General features: G+C 59.5%; 21 protein-coding genes, 1 pseudogene and 1 riboswitch. Of the genes and pseudogenes, 12 read left to right on the forward strand and 10 right to left on the reverse strand.

What is annotated here, in order from left to right; all coding sequences use genetic code 11:
- Positions 1–17 precede the first annotated feature (17 nt).
- Positions 18–305, forward strand: coding sequence for a hypothetical protein (locus tag CUR33_RS12010; RefSeq protein ID WP_289239782.1), 288 nt, complete (start codon positions 18–20; stop codon positions 303–305).
- Between the two features lie 64 nt (positions 306–369).
- Here the strand turns inward: CUR33_RS12010 and CUR33_RS12015 are convergent, their stop codons facing one another.
- On the reverse strand, positions 370–1,536 hold the full coding sequence (locus tag CUR33_RS12015) for a 1-acyl-sn-glycerol-3-phosphate acyltransferase (protein WP_289239783.1): 1,167 nt from the start codon (positions 1,534–1,536) through the stop codon (positions 370–372).
- A gap of 128 nt (positions 1,537–1,664) precedes the next feature.
- Between CUR33_RS12015 and CUR33_RS12020 the strand changes: the two genes are divergently transcribed.
- The 3 genes from CUR33_RS12020 to CUR33_RS12030 are packed head-to-tail and all read left to right on the forward strand — an operon-like array spanning position 1,665 to position 2,784.
- On the forward strand, positions 1,665–1,847 hold the full coding sequence (locus tag CUR33_RS12020) for a CPXCG motif-containing cysteine-rich protein (protein WP_160088736.1): 183 nt from the start codon (positions 1,665–1,667) through the stop codon (positions 1,845–1,847).
- On the forward strand, positions 1,847–2,107 hold the full coding sequence (locus CUR33_RS12025; protein ID WP_289239784.1) for a putative signal transducing protein: 261 nt from the start codon (positions 1,847–1,849) through the stop codon (positions 2,105–2,107). Before CUR33_RS12020 ends, CUR33_RS12025 begins: the two co-directional genes overlap by 1 nt.
- Before the next feature lie 59 nt (positions 2,108–2,166).
- Complete coding sequence (locus CUR33_RS12030; protein ID WP_289239785.1) at positions 2,167–2,784, forward strand: SOS response-associated peptidase; 618 nt, start codon at positions 2,167–2,169, stop codon at positions 2,782–2,784.
- A gap of 65 nt (positions 2,785–2,849) precedes the next feature.
- Here CUR33_RS12030 and CUR33_RS20710 read toward each other — a convergent pair whose 3' ends face one another.
- Positions 2,850–3,692 (reverse strand): methyl-accepting chemotaxis protein, encoded by an 843-nt coding sequence (locus CUR33_RS20710; protein ID WP_372239961.1) that lies wholly within the window; start codon positions 3,690–3,692, stop codon positions 2,850–2,852.
- 15 nt (positions 3,693–3,707) lie between these two features.
- Positions 3,708–4,985: pseudogene (locus tag CUR33_RS20715) on the reverse strand (HAMP domain-containing protein); the annotation flags it as partial.
- 178 nt (positions 4,986–5,163) lie between these two features.
- Between CUR33_RS20715 and CUR33_RS12040 the strand changes: the two are divergent.
- Complete coding sequence (locus CUR33_RS12040; RefSeq protein ID WP_289239787.1) at positions 5,164–5,976, forward strand: M48 family metallopeptidase; 813 nt, start codon at positions 5,164–5,166, stop codon at positions 5,974–5,976.
- Between the two features lie 54 nt (positions 5,977–6,030).
- On the opposite strand, the gene CUR33_RS12045 is transcribed toward CUR33_RS12040, so the two are convergent.
- The 4 genes from CUR33_RS12045 to CUR33_RS12060 all read right to left on the reverse strand — a co-directional run bounded on the left by CUR33_RS12045 (position 6,031) and on the right by CUR33_RS12060 (position 9,398).
- Positions 6,031–6,474, reverse strand: coding sequence for a ketosteroid isomerase-related protein (locus CUR33_RS12045; RefSeq protein ID WP_090255216.1), 444 nt, complete (start codon positions 6,472–6,474; stop codon positions 6,031–6,033).
- 105 nt (positions 6,475–6,579) lie between these two features.
- On the reverse strand, positions 6,580–7,164 hold the full coding sequence (locus CUR33_RS12050; RefSeq protein WP_289239788.1) for a TMEM165/GDT1 family protein: 585 nt from the start codon (positions 7,162–7,164) through the stop codon (positions 6,580–6,582).
- Positions 7,165–7,240: 76 nt separating this feature from the next.
- Positions 7,241–7,372, reverse strand: a riboswitch (yybP-ykoY riboswitch).
- 36 nt (positions 7,373–7,408) lie between these two features.
- Positions 7,409–8,404 (reverse strand): class I SAM-dependent methyltransferase, encoded by a 996-nt coding sequence (locus CUR33_RS12055; RefSeq protein WP_289239789.1) that lies wholly within the window; start codon positions 8,402–8,404, stop codon positions 7,409–7,411.
- A gap of 28 nt (positions 8,405–8,432) precedes the next feature.
- Positions 8,433–9,398, reverse strand: coding sequence for a 2-hydroxyacid dehydrogenase (locus CUR33_RS12060; RefSeq protein WP_289239790.1), 966 nt, complete (start codon positions 9,396–9,398; stop codon positions 8,433–8,435).
- A gap of 82 nt (positions 9,399–9,480) precedes the next feature.
- Here CUR33_RS12060 and CUR33_RS12065 point away from each other — a divergent pair, with 82 nt between their 5' ends.
- Positions 9,481–10,110: a LysE family translocator gene (locus CUR33_RS12065; RefSeq protein WP_167147709.1), complete on the forward strand. Its 630-nt coding sequence runs from the start codon at positions 9,481–9,483 to the stop codon at positions 10,108–10,110.
- A 61-nt stretch (positions 10,111–10,171) separates the two neighbouring features.
- Here the strand turns inward: CUR33_RS12065 and smpB are convergent, their stop codons facing one another.
- Positions 10,172–10,654, reverse strand: a complete 483-nt coding sequence (gene smpB / locus CUR33_RS12070; protein ID WP_090255207.1) for an SsrA-binding protein SmpB — start codon at positions 10,652–10,654, stop codon at positions 10,172–10,174.
- Positions 10,655–10,820: 166 nt separating this feature from the next.
- Between smpB and CUR33_RS12075 the strand changes: the two genes are divergently transcribed.
- From CUR33_RS12075 to CUR33_RS12085, 3 genes are read left to right on the forward strand one after another with little or no spacing between them, the layout of a single operon-like run.
- A complete protein-coding gene (locus CUR33_RS12075; RefSeq protein ID WP_289239791.1) occupies positions 10,821–12,224 on the forward strand; it encodes a sodium-dependent transporter in 1,404 nt (467 codons plus the stop codon).
- Between the two features lie 34 nt (positions 12,225–12,258).
- The gene (locus CUR33_RS12080) at positions 12,259–12,693 is read left to right on the forward strand and encodes a type II toxin-antitoxin system RatA family toxin (RefSeq protein ID WP_160015947.1); all 435 of its coding nucleotides are present in this window, start codon (positions 12,259–12,261) and stop codon (positions 12,691–12,693) included.
- A complete protein-coding gene (locus CUR33_RS12085) occupies positions 12,686–13,006 on the forward strand; it encodes an RnfH family protein (protein ID WP_289239792.1) in 321 nt (106 codons plus the stop codon). The genes CUR33_RS12080 and CUR33_RS12085 overlap by 8 nt, the downstream gene beginning before the upstream one ends.
- Before the next feature lie 74 nt (positions 13,007–13,080).
- On the opposite strand, the gene CUR33_RS12090 is transcribed toward CUR33_RS12085, so the two are convergent.
- Entirely contained in the window at positions 13,081–13,599 is a 519-nt protein-coding gene (locus CUR33_RS12090; RefSeq protein WP_090255960.1) for an outer membrane protein assembly factor BamE, read from the reverse strand.
- A gap of 97 nt (positions 13,600–13,696) precedes the next feature.
- On the opposite strand from CUR33_RS12090, the gene fur reads away from it, so the two are divergent.
- Positions 13,697–14,101, forward strand: coding sequence for a ferric iron uptake transcriptional regulator (fur, locus tag CUR33_RS12095; RefSeq protein WP_090255961.1), 405 nt, complete (start codon positions 13,697–13,699; stop codon positions 14,099–14,101).
- 60 nt (positions 14,102–14,161) lie between these two features.
- Here the strand turns inward: fur and recN are convergent, their stop codons facing one another.
- On the reverse strand, positions 14,162–15,835 hold the full coding sequence (gene recN, locus CUR33_RS12100; RefSeq protein WP_289239793.1) for a DNA repair protein RecN: 1,674 nt from the start codon (positions 15,833–15,835) through the stop codon (positions 14,162–14,164).
- 156 nt (positions 15,836–15,991) lie between these two features.
- Between recN and grpE the strand changes: the two genes are divergently transcribed.
- Entirely contained in the window at positions 15,992–16,561 is a 570-nt protein-coding gene (gene grpE, locus CUR33_RS12105) for a nucleotide exchange factor GrpE (RefSeq protein WP_289239794.1), read from the forward strand.
- A gap of 99 nt (positions 16,562–16,660) precedes the next feature.
- Positions 16,661–17,083: Hsp70 family protein (locus CUR33_RS12110; RefSeq protein WP_289239795.1), on the forward strand; the 423-nt coding region annotated here is incomplete at its 3' end.

Below are 17,083 nucleotides of genomic sequence, written 5' to 3' on the forward strand. Positions count from 1 at the left end.
CGTAGTAGAGGTCGAGGATGTCGTTGCAAGCGCTTTGGTTGCTGATCGAAGGTCAGCCTGGGCAGTGGCTTAATGGGCTGGCGCTGTTTTTTGCCTTGGCCGGCGCCTGGTTGCTGTTGGCTACCCGTCTGCGTGAGCAGCGTGCACAGGCCCGCGTGTTGGCGGGTAATGAGTTGAATGAGCTGGCGGAGCAGACCTACGCCTGTGATGAACCTACATGGCGGCTGAACCAGTTTTTCGTCCGGTTTGGCTCTGTCTGCCTGGGGAGCGCACTGCTGCTTTCCTGGCTTAGCACGCGGCTGTAACACGCCCTATGCGGCAATAAAAAACGGCAGCCATCGGCTGCCGTTTTTTATTGCCGCGGTTTGCCTAAAGCGGCAGGCCAGCCTTGATCCGGTAATGGTTACGCACCGGGTTGGCGTATTGCAGAATCAGATAGGGCTGCTGCTCGCTCGGGCAGTTGGCCAGGCGCCGCTGCCACTCACTCTTGGCCGCACTGAGCTCCTCGGCAGGAAATACGTCTGCGGCGCTGGGCACGGCCAGTTCCAGGTCGCGATCCGCCCACATGGCGTAGGCCAGGTAATGCACAGGAAATAGCCGGTAGCCGGTGAGAATCTGCCTGTCCATTTCCGCAGCCAGCAGTTTGCTGTCTTCAATCCCTTGGCTGACCGGTGCACCGAAGTGCACATGCACGCGACCTTTGTAGCCCGTAATGCCGAGGGCAATGCTCTGGTCATCCTCGCCCGCCGCTTTGGTGTAGCTGCCGCTGCTGGCGCGGATAAACAGCTCGCGAGCCTTGGCTTGGTCGCAGGGGTCGTACTCGTAGCTGATCGACACCGGAGTCAGGCGTAGGGCATTGATCACTTCGGCGAATGGCTCACCCTTGCGGCTCATATGGAACATCTTGAGGATCGCCGAATCGGTACGGTCATCACCATCCTTGGCGCGGCCTTCGGCCTGGGCGATCCAGATCGACTCGCCATCATTGCGGATCGAGTGATTGATGTATGCCGACAGCAATTGGTAAGCCGCCAGCTTCTCGCGCCGTCCGCTGATCGAACGGTGCACGATAAAGCTCTTGTTCAGGCGCATCAGGTCGCTGACAAAGGGCTTCTGCAGCAGGTTGTCGCCGATGGCAATACGCGGCGTTGGCAGGCCGGCGTGGTACACCGCATAGTTGACGAACGCCGGATCCATGACGATGTCGCGGTGGTTAGCCAGAAACAGATAAGCGTTACCGGCTTGCAGGTGTTCTATACCGGAATAGCTCACGCCATCGGTCGCCTGCTCGATGGTGCGATCGACATAGCTCTCGATACGCGTCTGTAATTGCGCCACTGAACTCACGTCGCGAAACTCAAGACGCAGGCGATAGGCTATAAGTGGTTTAAGCAGCCAGCCTAGCGAAGATGCCAGGCGCGGGAAGCGGAACTGAGTGAGGATGCCGAGAAACGCATCGTCGGCCAGCAGGCGCGCCAACACGGCAGGAACTTCGGCGTCGGCGTAAGGTCGGATGGCATCGAATTCGCCCATCATGCTCTCTTGTTGTGGGTGGCTGTGGATATGCTCACTGCGCTGAACGTCGGGCGCGATACGGGATCACACGCGACTGCAGGGCCAGCTATAGACCGGCGATTATAACGCCAAGTCACAAGGAGGCAGCGATGCTGGAAAGTCAGGACTACCAATGTCCTTATTGTGGTGAGCAGGCTGAGGCGTTGCTCGACCTGTCGGCAGGCGATCAGGAGTACATCGAAGACTGTCCGGTGTGCTGCCGGCCGATTGTGTTTTCGCTGCAGACGGATGGCGAGGACTGGAGCCTGGACGTGCGCGGGGAGAATGATTGATGCAGCGAATCTACGAGCCGCAAGACCTGATGGAGGGCGAGCTGCTGCTGGGCATGCTGGCCAGTGAAGGGATCGAGGCCTACCTCACTGGGCAGCACTTGGCCGGCGCTGTGGGTGAGTTGCCGGCCTGTGGTCTGCTTGGTGTGATGGTGGAGGATGACCAAGCGCACCGCGCGCATCAGCTGATCGCCGCGTACAATGCCGCCCTGCCTCTGCCCGGCGATGAGCCGGATATCCTACAAGGTACGTTGCTCTGCTGATTGCGGTCTGTAGCGCTTCTGCCCTGCGGCCTTTCCTTCAAGTGTTATCGAGTTTCCCCATGTGTGGACGTTATGCCCTGTTCCGTTGGACGCCTACATTTGCGGCGATTCCCGGTTTTCCTGCTGATCAGTTACCGCACTGGAGTATTTCGCCGCATAGTCAGGTGTTGCTGCTGCGCAATGTCGAGGGCGAGCGCCAGTTGACGCGTGCACGCTGGGGGCTGACCCCACCCTGGCTTACGGATCTGACCAAGACCCCCGCCCAGGCGCGAGCGGAAACCCTGGCGGAACAGCCGATGTTTCGTGAGGCGTTTCGTCTGCGCCGCGGCCTACTCCCTGCCAACGGTTTTTATGAGTGGCGCGGCACTGCGCGCAAGCGCCCGTACTGGCTTACGGGTGATGCCACGCCGCTGTATTTCGCCGCTTTATGGGAGGCTTATCCGGTGGAGGGGTGTGTCTATTTGAGCGCCGCAGTGGTGACTCAGGCGGCTGCTAGCCAGCGCCGCCCGCTGATTCTCGATGACGCGGGTCAGGCGGCCTGGTTAGCTGCCGATACACCGGCTGTTGAGTTGCAGGCTTTATTGGCGAGCCCGCAACCGGCGCTGCGTGAGGGGGTGCTGGCCAATTTGATCAATGATCCCAAGCTGGATGCGCCTGAGTGCCTGACGCCGGCCTAGATTATTAACAAGGTGCAAAAAAAAGGGCGGACTGCATAGCAGTCCGCCCTTTTGCTTACGCGTAGTCAAACCTTGAACTGATTGATCAAGCGACGTTGCTGTTCGGCCAGTTGGGTCAATTCGGCGCTGGCCTGGCTGGCTTCATCGGCGCCACCGGCCACTTCATTGGCCACTTGGCCAATGTTGGTGACGTTACGGTTGATGTCTTCGGCCACCGCACTTTGCTCCTCGGCGGCGCTGGCGATCTGCGTGTTCATGTCATTGATCACCGAGACCGCCTGAGTGATGGACTCCAGTGCCTCGGCGGCCTGGCTGGCCTGCTGCACGCTGACCTCGGTCTTGCTCTGGCTGTCTTCCATGACCGTTACGACATCGCGAGTGCCTTGTTGCAGTTGCTGGATCATGGTCTGGATTTCTTCGGTGGCCTTTTGGGTTTTCTGCGCCAGATTGCGCACCTCATCGGCTACCACGGCAAAGCCGCGACCCTGTTCGCCTGCACGGGCGGCCTCGATGGCAGCATTGAGTGCCAGCAGGTTGGTTTGCTCGGCAATCCCGCGAATGGCGACCAGGATGGCGGTGATATTCTCGCTGTCCTTGGCCAGCGTTTGCACCACGGTGACCGCGCGACCAATTTCTTGTGCCAGGGCGGCAATTGCCTCGGCGGTGTGTTGCACTGTCTGTTTGCCTTGATTGGCGGCGCGGTCTGCATGGTTGGCGGCTTCGGCGGCATGGGTGGCGTTGCGCGCCACGTCCTGGGCGGTCGCGGTCATTTCATGTACGGCGGTGGCGACCAGCTCGATCTCCGCCAGCTGCTTCTGCACGCCCGTGTTGGTGCGGATGGCGATGTCGGCGGTGTGTTCGGAAGAGTCGCTGACTTTCTGCACCGAACTGACCACCTGGGTAATCATGCTTTGTAGCTTACCGAGGAAGGTGTTGAAGCCCCTAGCGATATCGCCCAGTTCATCGCTGCGGTTCACGTCCAGACGACGTGTCAAATCGCCATCGCCCTTGGCAATGTCGTCGAGCATGACCACCATCTGTCGCAGTGGGCGGGCGATGCCATAGCCGACGAACCAGATCACCAGCATGCCTAGGCCTGCAACCAGTAAACCCACCAATGCCATGCCCAAGGTATCTGCTTCGGCCTGCTCAGTGAGGCCGGCCTGCAGCTCATTCAGGTCCGCAAACACGGCACTGGTTGGCAGAACGATGGCCAGGGTCCAGCGTGTCGAGGTGCCAGCCACTTGGAACGGCAGCAGCAGTTGGAGTAGTTGGCGCTCTTCGTCGAGTTTGTTGATTGGCTGCTCATTGCTGCTCTGCTTGAGCTGGCTCAGCAGCTCGGCATCAATCGCCTTGCTTGCCAGCTGGCCAATCAATGTAGCGTCCTGGGTTGCGGCGATCAGGGTGCCGTTGGATGCAATCAAGGCCAGTTCCCCGGCGCCGTCATACAACCCGGCCTTGGCGGTTGTGAGCAGCTCCTGAATAAAGTCCAGGGCCAGGTCGTTGCCAGCTACGCCGCGGAATTGACCATTGACCATGATCGGCGCGTTGAAGGCGGCAACCAGCACCTGCTTACCGCCAAAGTCATAGGAGGCGGGGTCAATTACGCAGGGTTTGCCAGTTTCCTTGGGGCACAGGTAATACTCGCCTGTGCGCACCCCGGTGGGTTGAATTTCTTCACTTTCCATTTGCTCAACGGTCAGTGCGTCGAGCTTGATTTGGTCGCCTTCTCGGTACCACCAGGGCATGAAACGGCCGGTGCTGTCGTACCCATTCTCTTTTTGGTCAACATACAGGTCGTCGTCCTGGTCGAACGCGTTCGGTTCCCAGCCGATATAGAGGTCGATGAGTTCTGGGTTGACCTTGAGGTACTCACTGACCAGCTTGCTCAGTTCCTCGCGAGTCAGGCTGATACCGGGGCTGCCATCGGCACTGGCCATCTGGCTGTTGAGGGTGGCCAGGGATTTGGCAACGGTCATGGGGCGTTCGAATTGGCGCTGCAGTTGGCCAACCTGGGCTTGAGCCAGAGCGTTCAGGCGCTGATCAATCACTGTTTCGAGCAGCGCTTGGGTGCGCTCTTGCACCTGGGTCTGGGTACGCCCCCCGGCGAACAGGGCGTAGAGTACCAATGCGACGATAACAGCCAGAATGCTGGCCCCCGCCATAAGCGCAACGGAAGACTGGATCGATTTGAATCGCATAGGGACTCCTCAACTACGGGTTACACCTGTCCCTGGTATATCGGCTGTGTAGCTTCAAAGCATTAGCTTGATTCTGTGATTTAGCAACGTGTACGGCGGCCCATTCTGCAGCGCCTGCGGGTTGTGTTGCCCAGGTGCACGGCCTAGCATACGGTCCCTGTCGTGAAGGAGAACTGACATGAATACCCCATTTCGTCTGGCCGCTTTGGCGCTCTGCAGCCTGCTGACGGCCTGCCAGGCCGTAAACACCACTAGCGGCGGCGCTGTCGGTGTCGAGCGTAAGCAGTACATGTTCAGCATGCTCTCGACCCAAGAAGTCAATCAGATGTATGCGCAGTCCTATCAGCAGACCCTGGGTGAAGCCTCCAGCAAGGGTGTGTTGGATAAAACCAGTAACAATGCCAAGCGCTTGCGCACCATTGCCGACCGTTTGATCAAGCATGCCCCGTTGTTTCGCCCGGATGCGGCGCAGTGGCAGTGGGAGGTCAACCTGATCAAAAGCCCTGAGCTGAACGCCAACTGCGGCCCAGGTGGGAAGATCATTTTCTACAGCGGGATCATCGAAAAGCTCAAACTCACTGACGATGAAATCGCCGCGATCATGGGGCACGAAATGGCCCACGCACTGCGCGAGCACAGCCGTGAGTCCATGTCCAAAGCCTATGGTGTTGAACTGGCCAAGCAGGGCGCCGGTGCTTTGCTGGGGTTGGGTTCCGACAGTTTGGCGCTCGCCGACGCCGCCGTGCAGTACGGCATGATGCTGCCAAACAGCCGTGGCAATGAAAACGAGGCGGATCTGATTGGCCTGGAGCTCGCAGCCCGGGGTGGCTACAACCCCAATGCTGCGGTCAGCCTGTGGCAGAAGATGGCCGCCGCCAGTGAAGGTTCGCCACCTGAGTTCATGAGCACGCACCCGTCATCCAATAGCCGTATCGCGTCTCTGCAGGCAGCTATTCCCAAGGTGATGCCGCTGTATGAGCAGGCACGCTAATCCGCGTTAAGCAAAAAGCCCCCAAATGGGGGCTTTTTATTGGGTGTTTGTTGATCAGGGCAAGGCTTTGGCCGCAAAGGGTTGGGTGGCCAGGCCCAATTGTGAGCGGAAGCTCTCCATGTCAAACATGGTGCAGATTTCCTGAATTTCATTAGTGGAGGTAATGGTCCAGAAGGCCATGGCTGAGATGCTCAGCACCTTGTCACTGGGCGGGTAGCCGAGTGCGGGTTTCTGGATGGTGCCGATCAAGGTGCTCCAGGTGACCACTTTGTTGCCTTCGGCGATGCACTCCTCGATCACCACCTGCAGGTCCGGCATGGCATGGCGGATGTCCTGCACCATCTGGGCAAAGGCAGAGCTGGTCAGCGGTCTGCCAATAAACGAACTCTTATAGAGAAAGTCTTTGCTGTGCAGTTGTTCTGCCAGCGCCGTGCGGCCTTTGTTCCAGGACAGGTCGATATGGTGGCGGACCAGTTTTTTCCGATCATCCAGTGACATGGGCGTCTCCCTGACGGCTGTGTGGGCAGAATGTTGCGCACTGTAGCAGCCGCCTGGAAGCCGAGGTATTGGCCGAAACGCCAGTCTCCTGGCGTCAACTGACTGTCAGACAAGCCCGCTGAATTTCAGTGCCTGGTACACCGCATACACCGCCAACGCCGCAAATGCACAGGCGGCCACACGGCGGATCAGTGTCAGTGGCAGGCGTTCCGCCGCGAAGTTGCCGGCCAGTACCACTGGCACGTTGGCAATCAGCATACCGAGGGTTGTGCCAATGACCACCAGAACAAAGTACGGGTACTGCGCGGCCAGCATCACCGTAGCGACCTGGGTTTTGTCGCCCATTTCCGCGAGGAAGAAGGCAATCAGGGTGGTCAGGAACGGTCCGTAGCGCTTGAACTTGGAGCTTTCGTCGTCATCCAGTTTGTCTGGGATCAGTGTCCACAGGGCCACAGCTACAAAACTGGCGGCGAGAATCCAGCTCAAGGTGGCGGGGGAGAAGAAGCTGGCAACCCAGTTGCCGATGGCGCCGGCCGCAAAATGGTTGGCCAGGGTGGCGACCACGATGCCCCAAATGATGGGCCACGGTTTGCGAAAGCGCGCAGCCAGCAGTAAAGCGAGCAACTGCGTTTTGTCGCCGATTTCGGCCAAGGCCACGATAAAAGTGGGGACAAACAGGGATTCGAGCATCAGGCTTTCCTAAAGGGGCGGGTCGACATGGCTATGACACGTACAGCCTTCCCGCCCCGGGTAAGGTGTGCGTGTCATAGGTCTTGTCAAACCGCAGGCCCCACTGGGTGGGCCTTGGGTCGCACGCGCCATGCTCTGCTGAGCAAGTATGTTGACGCGTGCCGGGCGAGCTGGCGCTCGCGGGAGACTACTCCCCTAGGACGCGCGCATTCTGCCCGCGCATCCATGATAGGGCAAGCCCCGTTTAGCTATTGCTGGCGCGGTAGATGCGAAAGCCTTTGGCGTCGGCCAGGGTCTGGCAGGGGCCGAGGTGCTGTTCGATCAGTGGTGGGTATTTAAGAAAGCTGTTAGCCACCAGGCGCAATTCGCCTTTGCTGGTCAGGTGCTGACTGGCCTGACGCAGCAGGTGTTCGGTGGCCTGGTAGTGAGTGTGCACGCCTTGGTGAAAGGGCGGGTTACTGAGGATGGCACTCAGGCCCGTGGGTGCCGCATCAATGCCGTCGCCATTGATCACGTCAGCCTGCAGGCCATTGGCAGCAAGAGTCAGGCGGCTGCTTTCGACGGCAAAAGCGTCCACGTCCAGCAGGGTGATCTGGCTGTCTGGGTAGCGGCGTTTCAGCGCCGCGCCGAGTACGCCGGCTCCGCAGCCGAAATCCAGAATATGTCCGCTGGGCAAGCCATCGAGGTGTTCAAGTAGCAGGGCACTGCCTACGTCCAGGCGACCATGGCTGAATACGCCCGGCAGGCTAAGCACCTGCAGCGGTCCGTCGGTTAGGACAAGTTCGTAGCGTTGTGCCAGGCTGCGCAGATCCGGCGCGGCGGGTGCGTACTCAACCCGTACTTGCCAGAGCTGGCAGTGCCGCGCGCTGTCGAGCTTGCGTGCTTGACCGAAGTTCGCCAGCTGCTTGGCGGCGCGCTCAATGCCGGCACGTTTTTCACCGACCAGAAACAGTTCGCGGCCATTCAGGCGCGCCGCCAGGGCATTGAGTAGGTATTCGGTCAGCTCGCGGGACTTCGGTAGAAACAGCACGGCTGCCTGGAAGTCGCGTTCTCCAGGTTGAGTGCCAAAGTGACAGCGAGTGCTGAAACGGGCTTCCAGCAGTGCGTGCTCGCCGGCATGCCAGCTCCAGCCGTGGGCGTCAGGAAGTTGGCCAAGCAGATCATCTGCTGGTAAACCGGCAAGCAGCGGGCCGTTGAATAGATCAGCCTGGCGTAGCAGTACTTCGCTTCGCGGGTCCATAAGCGCTCCTCGAAAAAAGTCGCGTAGCTTAGCTGACAACGCGCATAGGCGTGCCGTTGAAGAAGGCCTGAGCATTTTCACTCAGTTGGCCGACGATGCGTTGCCGCGCTTCGCGGCTGCCCCAAGCGCTGTGTGGGGTGATGATCAACCTTGGAATGTCGGCGGCGAGCAAGGGATTGCCGTCTTTCGGCGGCTCCTGGGTCAGTACATCGGTTGCCGCGCCGCCTAGGTGGCCGGCGCGCAGTACGTCAGCCAGGGCTTGCTCATTGATCAGACCGCCGCGGGCGGTATTGATCAGAAAAGCGGTGGGCTTCATCAGGCTGAGTTCGCGCGCGTCGATCAGGTTCAGGGTGTCACTGTTCAGCGGGCAGTGCAGGGTCAGCGCATCGACCTGGGGCAGCAACTCATCCAGTGACAGGCGGTCTTCACGCGCAGGGCGGCCGGGCAGCTGGCCGAGCAGTACGCGCATGCCAAAGGCTTCGGCTAGTTTTGCGACTGCGCCGCCCAGCTCGCCGTGGCCAAGCAGGCCAAGGGTCTTGCCGTGCAGTTCGACGATCGGGTGATCGAGCAGGCAGAACTGCTGCGCCTGTTGCCAGCGGCCTGCGCGAACGTCCTGTTGGTAATCGGGCAGGCGCGTGGCCAGGGCAAGAAGCAACATTAGGGTGTGTTGCGCCACCGAGGGCGTGCCGTAACCCTGGCAGTTGCATACGCTGACGCCATGGGCGCTGGCGGCGGCCAGATCAATCGGGTTGGTCCCGGTAGCGGCCACCAGTACCAGCTTCAGTTCCGGGCAGGCGGCGAACACCTCGGCATTCAGCGGGACTTTGTTGCTGATCGCCACCTGCACGCCCTGCAGGCGTTCGATGGTTTGCGCCTGGGTGCTGTGCGGATACAGCTGTAGGTCGGCAAAGCAGGCGCTCAGGCCGGACAGGTCGAGGTCGCCCAGGTCGAGTGAGTTGTGGTCGAGAAAGGCGGCGCGGTGACTGTTACTCATCAGCTGTATCTATCCTGCGGGTTTGAGCGGGGAGTAAGGTGGCGAGCCTAACAGAATCATTTCGACGTCGCGGAGCCGCCCCATGTACTGGACCGAGTTTTTAGCTGTGGCCCTGATCCACTTGCTGGCGGTGGCCAGCCCTGGCCCGGATTTCGCGATTGTGGTGCGCGAGAGTGTGGCGCACGGGCGGCGTGCTGGCATTTTCAGTGCGATTGGTGTGGGCTGCGGGATTTTTATCCATGTGGCCTATTCGCTGCTGGGCATCGGCTTGATCGTGTCGCAGTCGATTGTGCTGTTTAACGCCCTGAAGTGGCTGGCGGCGGCTTACCTGCTGTACATCGGCATCAGAGCGCTGCGGGCCAAGCCAGCAAACCCGAGCGATGCCGAGTTGAGCCTGGATGAAGGTGAGCGCTCGCCGCGTGCCGCCTTTGTGGCGGGCTTTGTAACCAATGGCCTGAACCCCAAGGCCACGCTGTTCTTCCTCTCGCTGTTTACCGTGGTGATCAACCCGCATACGCCGCTGCCGGTACAGGCGGGCTACGGCGTTTATCTGGCGGTGGCCACGGCGCTGTGGTTCTGCATGGTCGCCCAGCTGTTCAGCCATCAGCGCGTGCGTGCCGGTTTTGCGCGGATGGGCCACTGGTTTGATCGGCTGATGGGGGCTGTTCTGGTGGGGTTGGGCGTTAAACTGGCTTTTAGCGAGTTGCGCTGAACCGAACGCTGCAACGAAAACGCCCCGCATTGCGGGGCGTTTTCATTAGTGCAGAGTCGATTTACTCGTCTTTGCCTTTACTGCGCATCGCGCGCTGCACTTCGCGGTCGGCGTCGCGTTCTTTCTCGGTGTGGCGCTTGTCAAAGTCTTTCTTACCCTTGGCCAGGGCAATTTCGCACTTGATCAGGTGCGCCTTCCAGTAAATCGACATCGCCACGCAGGCGTAGCCTTTCTGCTGCACGGCGCCGAACAGCTTGTCCAGCTCACGCTTGTTCAGCAGCAGCTTGCGGGTGCGTGTTGGGTCGGCGATCACATGGGTGCTCGCTGCCGTCAGAGGAGTGATGTGGCAGCCCATCAGCCAGGCTTCGTCGTTTTTCAGCAGCACATAGCTGTCGACCAACTGAGCTTTGCCGGCGCGCAGACTTTTCACTTCCCAGCCAGCCAGGACCAAGCCTGCCTCGAACCTGGATTCGACGAAGTAGTCATGCATCGCCTTCTTGTTTTGCGCGATGGTGCCTTGTGGGTGTTTCTTTTGTTTAGCCATAGGGCGCGCATTATAGGGAGTCACTGGCGCGGGCGCTATGTGTACGGCAGGGCAAAATCGGCTCTGCTTAGAGGCTGGGCTCTGCGCGGTGTCGGCTGTGCTTGAGCCGCCCTGGCGAATCCCCGACAATGCGCGATCTTTTTTCAATAGAGCAGGCTAGCCGAACATGGCGAACGATAAGGTTTCGATACACGGCGCCTGGGCCAGCCGTTGGGTGTTTATTCTGGCTGCGACTGGTTCGGCTGTTGGCTTGGGCAATATCTGGAAGTTCCCCTATATGACCGGCATGTACGGCGGCGGGGCTTTCGTGATGATGTACCTGGTGTGCATTTTTATGGTCGGCTTGCCGATCATGCTCGCCGAAACCCTGATCGGTCGGCGCGGCCGGCAGAGCCCGGTGAACACCCTCAAGACCCTGGCCATCGAGTCGGGTGCTTCGCCGAAATGGTCCTGGGCAGCGCTGATGGGCATGATCGCGGCGTTGCTGATTCTGTCGTTTTATAGTGTGGTCGCCGGTTGGTCGCTGGATTACATCCTCAGCATGGGTGGCGGGCAGTTTACCGGCGTTAGTGCCGAGGGTGCTGGCGCCGCGTTTGGTGCGCTGACGGCCGACCCATGGCGGCTGACCTTATGGCATACGCTGTTTATGCTGCTGACCGGCTTTGTTATCGCCCGTGGCGTGGTGGCCGGCCTTGAGCGCAGCCTGCGGATCATGATGCCGCTGCTGTTCGTGCTGCTACTGGTGCTGCTGGGCTACAGCATGACCACTGGGTACTTTATGCAGGGCTTTCACTTTCTCTTCGATTTCCAGCCGGATCGTGTGCTCGATGGTGTGCTGGCGGCCATGGGGCATGCCTTCTTTACCCTGAGCGTCGGTGTGGGTTCGATCATGGTCTACGGCGCTTATATGCCGAAGAACGCCTCGATTGGCGGCACCATTCTCACCGTCGGTATTCTCGATACCCTAGTAGCTCTCACTGCTGGTATGGCGCTGTTCCCCATCGTCTTCGCCGGTGGTCTGGAGCCTGGCGCAGGGCCAGGGCTGATGTTTGTCACCTTGCCGGTGGCGTTCGGCAATATCGCTTTTGGCCAGGTGATGGGCACGCTGTTCTTTATCCTGGTGCTGATCGCTGCCTGGACCTCGTCGATCTCCATGCTGGAGCCGGCGGTGGCCTATTTGGTCGAGCGCACCAAGCGCAGCCGGGTGCTGGTCACCAGCGTGCTGGCGTTCCTCTGCTGGGTAGTCGGTATGGGTACGGTGCTGTCCTTTAACCTGGGGGCTGAAGCGAAGTTCTTTGTTTTTGGCGAGGATGGTTTCCACCTATTCCAATGGGGCGCCGAAGGTGGGCGGAATTTCTTCGACACCATCGATTACCTGACCAGCCGTATTCTGTTGCCGCTCGGTGGCCTGGCATTCGCCCTATTCGCCGGCTGGGTGCTTAAGCGTGAAGCAGTGCGCGAAGAGCTGGCGATAAAAAGCCCGCTACTGTTCAGCGTGGTGTACTGGTTGATTCGTGTAGTCGCGCCAATTGGCGTGCTGATCGTGTTTGTCGCAGAGCTGAGCAAATGATCGCCTGCATCCTGTTTAACCAAGTGGTTGGGTTATGAGCACTCATATTCAGCGTTCGGCGCTGTTGCCTTATCCCGCGCGGGCGCTGTTTGATCTGGTCAATGATGTGGCCAGTTACCCGCAGTTTCTGCCCTGGTGTTCGGCCAGTGAAGTGCTTGAGGTCAGCGACACGCATATGCGCGCCAGCCTTGCGGTGGCTAAAGGCGGCTTGAGCCAGCGCTTTGTCACGGCCAATACCCTAGTGCCTGGCGAGCTGATCAAGCTGACTCTGGTCGAGGGGCCGTTCACCCAGCTGTATGGGCATTGGGAGTTCAAGGCGCTGGGCGACAAAGCCTGCAAGATCAGCCTGGATCTGACCTTCGACTATGCCGGGCCTCTGGTACGGGCTACCCTCGGGCCGCTGTTCAATCAGGCTACCAATACTCTGGTCGATGCTTTCTGCCAAAGGGCCAAGCAACTCTATGGATAAGCCAAACATCGTGGTCGAAGTGGTCTACGCCCTTGCCGACAAGCAGAAGCTGCTGCGCCTAAGCCTGCCTTATGGCACCACGGTGCGGCAGGCGGCGGTGCAGTCCGGAATGCAGGCGCATTTTCCTGATCTGGACCTGCACAACAGCCCGTTGGGAATCTTTGGTAAGGCAGTGAGCAAACCCGATGAGCGCGTGCTGGAAGAGGGTGAGCGGGTGGAGATCTACCGGCCGCTGATTGCCGATCCGAAAGAGGTGCGCAAGCAGCGTGCGGCCAAAGCGGCGCAAGCCAAGGCCGAGGATGCGGCGCAGTAAGTGCTGAAGTGTTAGCCAGCAGCGATGCAGGCATAAAAAAGCCCGGACATGTCCGGGCTTTTTATCAGCAAATGTTACTGCGGTGTGCTTTCCAGAGGCTCTGGAGTCGGTACCGGCACGACTTTCACGTCGTCCACTTCGCGCTGAATTTGCTCAAGCAGCGAGCCTGGGGCGGGTTTCTCTTCAACCTGCGGCTGCTGAGTGGCTTGCGGGGTGGTAACGCCGCTGTCTTCACCTAGGATGGCCTGGTCGCGGCTGACGCCCGGCATAAAGTCGCCAGACAAGCCAACCAGTTGGTCGTCGGCATTGAAGTTAACGCTTACACGCTCCTGCAGGCGCTTACCGCCACCCGGCTGGATGCTGTACAGGTAATCCCAACGATTGGCGTGGAAGGTGTCAGTCAGCAGAGGGTTGCCCATGATAAACCGCACTTGCTTGCGGGTCATTCCCGGGCGCAACTGGTCTATCATGTCCTGCGTGACGACATTGCCCTGTTGAATGTCGATTTTATAAACCCCGGGGAATGAACAACCGGCGAGTGCGAGTAGCCCCGTAAGGGTGAGGCTGGTCAGCAGGAGTTTGGTTTTTTGCATCGGTGGGCGACTTCCACTATCTTGGCTGGGCAATATAACCCCGGATCATACCCGCAATAAAGGAAGCTGCGAAGCCGCTTCCGTGAGAAAGCAGACCATGGTTGAAAATAGCGAACTACGCAAGGCTGGCCTGAAAGTGACCCTGCCACGGGTCAAGATACTGCAAATGCTCGACTCTGCCGGTCAGCGTCACATGAGTGCTGAAGATGTCTACAAGGCACTGATGGAGGCGGGTGACGACGTAGGTTTGGCGACTGTGTACCGCGTACTGACCCAGTTTGAAGCAGCAGGTCTGGTGGTTCGTCATAACTTCGATGGCGGTCATGCGGTCTTCGAATTGGCGGACAGCGGCCATCACGACCATATGGTCTGTGTCGATTCCGGTGAAGTGATCGAGTTCTTCGACGCCGAGATTGAAAAGCGTCAGAAAGAAATCGTCAAAGAACACGGCTTTGAGCTGGTTGATCACAACCTTGTGCTGTATGTGCGTAAAAAGAGCTGATTGATTGGCATATGAAAAAGGCGACCCTGGGGTCGCCTTTTTTCTTGCTGTGTTTTGGGGTCAGGCTTGAGCGCTGCTGACCATCTTTCTGGCGTGGGCCAATGACTCCTCTGTCAGGTCGACGCCGCCGAGCATGCGTGCGATTTCCTCGACACGCTGCGCGCTGTCTAGCTTGCTGACAGCGGTGCGGGTGGCGTCACTGTCGCGCACTTTGTGCACAAATAAGTGCTGGTGACCTTGTGCGGCTACTTGCGGCAAGTGGGTAACAGTCAGCACCTGGCCGCGCTCGCCGAGCCGGCGCAACAGTTGTCCGACCACTTCGGCGGTGGGGCCGCCGATGCCGACGTCGACTTCATCGAATACCAGCGTCGGCACCCGCGAAGTTTGTGCGGTGATCACCTGAATCGCCAGGCTGATACGCGACAACTCGCCGCCCGAGGCAACTTTGGCCAGGGCTTTCAGCGGTTGGCCAGGGTTGGCGCTGACCAAGAATTCCAGCTGCTCCAGGCCATTCGGGTGTGGCTCGCTGCTGCTGTTAGCGCTTAGCTTGATGTTGAAGCGCCCGCCCGGCATGCCGAGGTTCTGCATTTCCAGCTCCACCGCGCTGGCCAGTTGGCTGGCAGCGTTGTTGCGCAGGGTGCTCAGCTCGCTGGCTTTTTCCTGATAATGCCGCTCGAAGGCGGCCAGTTCGTCGCTCAGGCGCTCGGCAGCTTGGTCGTCGGCATTCAGGCTTTCCAGCTCTTCAAACAGCTGTTGCTGCATGGCGCCCAACTCGGTTGGTTGGATGCGGTGCTTGCGCGCCAGGGTGTAGATCGCGTCCAGGCGTTCTTCCATTTGCTGCAGGCGCTCGGGGTCTGCGTCGAAGTGGTCGAGAAAGCGGTTCAGCTCGCCGACGGCTTCTTCTACCTGAATTTGGGCGCTGGCCAACAGGTTGGTGGCTTCGCTCAGTGCGCCGGGCTGACCCTGGAAGGCGCTGAGGCGATTGAGGCTGCTGGTCAGGGCGGACAGCACGTTGCCAGCGTCATTCTCGCTGCATTGCTCGATCACCAGGCGGCATGCGCTGAGCAGGCTTTCGGCGTTGGTCAGGGTTTTATGTTCCTGCTCCAGTTGTTCTAGCTCGTCCTCACCCAAAGCTAGGTTGTCCAGTTCTTCGAGCTGATAACTGAGCAATTGGTGGCGGGCGCGTTGCTCGTCGCCGATGTTGGCGATGCGTTCCAGCTCATTGCGCGTCTGTTTCCAGCGCTGTGCAGCGAGCTGCACCTGGCGCGCCAGTTCCTGGCTGCCGGCGTATTCGTCGAGCAGGCGGCGGTGGGTATCGGGCTTGAGCAGGGATTGGTGTTCATGCTGGCTGTGGATGTCGATCAACAGCTCGCCCAAGGCTTTGAGATCACCTTGCGGGCAGGGTGAGCCGTTGATGTAGCCGCGGGAGCGGCCTTCGGCGGTGATCACTCGACGCAGGATGCACGGGCCGTCGTTGTCCAGATCACGCTCGGCCAGCCAGGCGCGGGCTTCGGGGATGTCGTGCAGGTCGAAGCTGGCGAGGATGTCCGCTTTATCCGCGCCGGGACGCACCACGCCGCTGTCGGCGCGATCGCCCAGGGTCAGGCCGAGGGCGTCGAGCATGATCGACTTGCCGGCACCGGTTTCGCCGCTGATCACGCTCATGCCGGCGTCCAGCTCTAGATCAAGGTGTTCAACGATGGCGTAGTTATGTACGGACAGGTGCACCAGCATGGCGAGGGCCTCCCAAGTTCATGTCTGGTTATTTATACAGTGTTTTTTTGTGGGCTGACAATCCGTCTGTTGTCCTTGAAACCACATTTTTTGACCCCATATAGCAGCCAGGTACGTGAGTTAAGGCTCGCGTCGGATTTATAAGAGGAGAGACGCATGGCTGACGAACAGACCCTGGATACGCAGAACCCCGATGTACAAACAGCTGCCGAAGCGGCTGCGGGCGATGAACTGGTTGCCCGCGTGCAAGCGCTGGAAGAGCAACTGGCTACTGCGCAGGATCAGTCGCTGCGCATGGCTGCCGATCTGCAGAATGTGCGCCGCCGCGCCGAGCAGGATGTAGAGAAGGCGCACAAATTCGCTCTGGAGAAATTCGCCAACGACCTGTTGCCGGTGGTGGATAGCCTGGAGCGCGGTCTTGAACTGTCGAATCCTGATGATGAGGCGATCAAGGCTGTACGTGAGGGCATGGAGCTGACACTCAAGCTGTTCGGCGACACCCTCAAGCGTCACCAGTTGGAAGCCATTGATCCGCATGGTGCACCGTTCAACGCCGAGCATCATCAGGCGATGGCGATGCAGGAAAGCACCAGCGTCGAGCCAAACAGCGTGCTCAAGGTGTTCCAGAAGGGCTACATGCTCAATGGTCGTCTGCTGCGCCCCGCCATGGTGGTGGTCAGCAAGGCGCCGGTAGAAGCGCCGCCATCGATCGATGAGCAGGCTTGAAATTCGCCGAGCTGCCCCCATTAAACAGTCAAGCGTTTTAGTGCTACCGCCGCTGACAACGATCAGCGGCGGGATTATCAAAGTTTCGGGAGAGTGAAGATGGGCAAAATTATTGGTATCGACCTGGGGACCACCAACTCGTGCGTCTCGGTTCTGGAAAACGGTGTCGCTAAAGTTATCGAAAACGCTGAAGGCGCGCGTACTACGCCGTCGATCATCGCGTATGCCAATGACGGTGAAATCCTCGTCGGCCAGTCGGCCAAGCGTCAGGCCGTGACCAATCCGCACAACACCCTGTATGCGGTAAAGCGTCTGATCGGTCGTCGTTTTGAAGAAGACGTCGTGCAGAAAGACATCCAAATGGTGCCGTACAAGATCGCCAAGGCGGACAACGGTGACGCCTGGGTTGAAGTGAACGGCCAGAAGATGGCTCCGCCGCAAATCTCGGCTGAAATCCTGAAGAAAATGAAGAAAACCGCCGAAGACTACCTCGGCGAGCCAGTGACCGAAGCGGTGATCACC

Source organism: Pseudomonas sp. FEMGT703P (assembly GCF_002786345.1).
In the GTDB taxonomy this organism is placed as follows: Bacteria; Pseudomonadota; Gammaproteobacteria; order Pseudomonadales; family Pseudomonadaceae; genus Aquipseudomonas; species Aquipseudomonas peli.

Coding starts and splice junctions, on each gene's coding strand:
- CUR33_RS12055 (WP_289239789.1), bottom strand. CDS start 8,404: ATGGACCCGCGAAGCGAAGTACTGCTACGCCAGGCTGATCTATTCAAC.
- recN (WP_289239793.1), bottom strand. CDS start 15,835: ATGCTGGTGCACCTGTCCGTACATAACTACGCCATCGTTGAACACCTT.
- CUR33_RS20710 (WP_372239961.1), bottom strand. CDS start 3,692: ATGATTACCCAGGTGGTCAGTTCGGTGCAGAAAGTCAGCGACTCTTCC.
- CUR33_RS12020 (WP_160088736.1), top strand. CDS start 1,665: ATGCTGGAAAGTCAGGACTACCAATGTCCTTATTGTGGTGAGCAGGCT.
- CUR33_RS12025 (WP_289239784.1), top strand. CDS start 1,847: ATGCAGCGAATCTACGAGCCGCAAGACCTGATGGAGGGCGAGCTGCTG.
- CUR33_RS12090 (WP_090255960.1), bottom strand. CDS start 13,599: ATGCAAAAAACCAAACTCCTGCTGACCAGCCTCACCCTTACGGGGCTA.
- CUR33_RS12030 (WP_289239785.1), top strand. CDS start 2,167: ATGTGTGGACGTTATGCCCTGTTCCGTTGGACGCCTACATTTGCGGCG.
- CUR33_RS12075 (WP_289239791.1), top strand. CDS start 10,821: ATGGCGAACGATAAGGTTTCGATACACGGCGCCTGGGCCAGCCGTTGG.
- CUR33_RS12010 (WP_289239782.1), top strand. CDS start 18: ATGTCGTTGCAAGCGCTTTGGTTGCTGATCGAAGGTCAGCCTGGGCAG.
- fur (WP_090255961.1), top strand. CDS start 13,697: ATGGTTGAAAATAGCGAACTACGCAAGGCTGGCCTGAAAGTGACCCTG.
- smpB (WP_090255207.1), bottom strand. CDS start 10,654: ATGGCTAAACAAAAGAAACACCCACAAGGCACCATCGCGCAAAACAAG.
- CUR33_RS12015 (WP_289239783.1), bottom strand. CDS start 1,536: ATGATGGGCGAATTCGATGCCATCCGACCTTACGCCGACGCCGAAGTT.
- grpE (WP_289239794.1), top strand. CDS start 15,992: ATGGCTGACGAACAGACCCTGGATACGCAGAACCCCGATGTACAAACA.
- CUR33_RS12060 (WP_289239790.1), bottom strand. CDS start 9,398: ATGAGTAACAGTCACCGCGCCGCCTTTCTCGACCACAACTCACTCGAC.
- CUR33_RS12080 (WP_160015947.1), top strand. CDS start 12,259: ATGAGCACTCATATTCAGCGTTCGGCGCTGTTGCCTTATCCCGCGCGG.
- CUR33_RS12065 (WP_167147709.1), top strand. CDS start 9,481: ATGTACTGGACCGAGTTTTTAGCTGTGGCCCTGATCCACTTGCTGGCG.
- CUR33_RS12085 (WP_289239792.1), top strand. CDS start 12,686: ATGGATAAGCCAAACATCGTGGTCGAAGTGGTCTACGCCCTTGCCGAC.
- CUR33_RS12045 (WP_090255216.1), bottom strand. CDS start 6,474: ATGTCACTGGATGATCGGAAAAAACTGGTCCGCCACCATATCGACCTG.
- CUR33_RS12050 (WP_289239788.1), bottom strand. CDS start 7,164: ATGCTCGAATCCCTGTTTGTCCCCACTTTTATCGTGGCCTTGGCCGAA.
- CUR33_RS12040 (WP_289239787.1), top strand. CDS start 5,164: ATGAATACCCCATTTCGTCTGGCCGCTTTGGCGCTCTGCAGCCTGCTG.